The 1911-nt window shown below is 44.7% G+C and carries 2 protein-coding genes; one reads left to right on the top strand and one right to left on the bottom strand.

Features of this window, described 5'->3' with window-relative positions:
• The coding region (locus tag ACYVRH_RS12370; RefSeq protein ID WP_461257206.1) for a class I SAM-dependent methyltransferase at nucleotides 1-795 on the top strand (795 nt) is incomplete at its 5' end.
• A 171-nt stretch (nucleotides 796-966) separates the two neighbouring features.
• On the opposite strand, the gene ACYVRH_RS12365 is transcribed toward ACYVRH_RS12370, so the two are convergent.
• Nucleotides 967-1911: tetratricopeptide repeat protein (locus tag ACYVRH_RS12365; RefSeq protein WP_461257205.1), on the bottom strand; the 945-nt coding region annotated here is incomplete at its 5' end.

Genomic DNA, 1911 nt, shown 5'->3' with positions numbered 1-1911 from the left:
TTTAAAACAGCGCTTGAATGTGAGGGCTTTTCATTTGTAAGGTGCAAAAACTGCGGGCTTGTGCAGAGAAACCCCCAGCCCGACAAAAATGAAATATTGGCGCGTTACAGCGACACTTACGGCAATGATTATCTTTCTTACGAACTGGAAAACGAAGCCGCTTTTCTTAAACTTCAACAGCTTGCGTTAAAAGACGCGGGTTTTCTCAAACTGGAAAAAACACTTTTTGCCGCTGTGGAAAAATTAAGCGCCGAAAGCCCTTCAATCCTTGACATTGGTTGCGCCACAGGAGCGCTACTTGCGTCTCTGCGCGGCAAAGGATGGCGCGTAACGGGCGTAGAAATCTCTCCTTCCGCAATTTACGCTAAAAATGAGCGCAAGCTTGATGTGCGAAATATCCCGCTTGAAGAAAATAATTTTCCTGACAGCAGTTTCGATGTGATACTCGCGTCCCATTTGATTGAACATCTGAACGAGCCAAAAACATTTCTGGAAGAAACATACCGTATTTTAAAAAATAACGGTTCTATATTTATTACAACTCCCGACATCAGCGGTTTTCAATCCCTTCTTTTCGGCAGCCGCTGGCGTTCAGCGATTTTCGACCACCTTTATTTATTTTCCAGATACACATTGTCAAAAATGCTAAAAGCCGTAGGCTTTAAAGTTGTTAGCTGTCATTCATGGGGCGGTCTTGCGGCGGGGGCTGCGCCAAAGACTGTTAAGAGGATAGCGGATTTTTTGGCAAAGTGGTTGAATTTTGGCGATGTTATGATTATTCGCGCATTGAAGTAAAAAAACCTCACACAAAGATCACAAAGATACAAAGATCACAAAGAGGAAGAGGGGGTTTTTGTACGAAGGCTAAGCTTGAGCCTCACTATAAGATTACGAGCAAGAACCCTTGATTCTTCTTTGTGATCTTCTCTTACTTTGTGTTCTTTGTGTGAAATCTTTCGTAATAAATTAATAATCCGCTCCCGTAAAATCTTCTTCCGGCTCCCATTCACGGCTTTTCCATTTTTGCTGCTCATCCTGTTTTAAGTACTCAAAAAGAATTTCCCTGCTTTCTTCGCGGTTTTTTGCGCTGCTTTCCGTACTTGTTTCCATCGTTATTGACATAAGGCTTAATTCCAAATTGCGTTTTGCGTCCAGTCTTTTTGGGTCTGTTTTTAACGCCTCTTTAAAAGATTCGGCGGCGGAATGGTAATCTCCCTCTTCAAAAAATATTACGCCGGAATTGTAGTAGTTTCTGTATCGAAGCTCCTTGTGTTCGTTACTCGAATATTTTTCCAGTAATTTATGAGAATCGCCATAGCGTTTTAACGCCGCTTTTCCTTCGTCAAGCTGATAAAATGTCAGCCCAAGACCGTATTCGGCGTAAGGAGCGGAATCTTCGTGGTTTACCGCTTTTAAATACGGGATAAGCGCCTCGTCATATCTGCCCATAGCATTTAAATAATTGGCTTGCAGAAGAAGAAGTTTGCCCTCGGAACATGAAGAAAGGAAAGAGAGCGCGATTATTAAAGCGGCGGAAAAACGGCGCAGGGGTTTTCTTTGCGATTGGCGCGTAACAAATTTTGACGCGCCGTAGGAAATAATCGCGAGCATGATAAATAGCGGCCTTCTTTGCTTTGGCTCCTGTTTCCTGTTTCCGCTCCCCATTTCCTGCGCAAGAGAGAGAAGTTGCGAAGAAAGAACCGCGCCTGAGTCTTCACGGCCTCCGTCAATGTAAATGCCGCCCGTTCTTTCGGCAGCCGCTCTCATCGCATAAGAATCCCTGCGGCTAATTACGGACGGGGAATCAGGTACGTTGACTTGCGCCGTTATCTGCCGGCCTTCATCGCTGCCGACTGCGACAGTATTTAGCGTAATACCATCACGAGCGCAGCGGTTAACCGCGTTTCTTAG

The sequence above is a fragment of the Treponema sp. R80B11-R83G3 genome (assembly GCF_054786115.1).
Note: the sequence above shows the minus strand (reverse complement) of the source record. Positions and strands in the feature narration are given on the sequence as shown.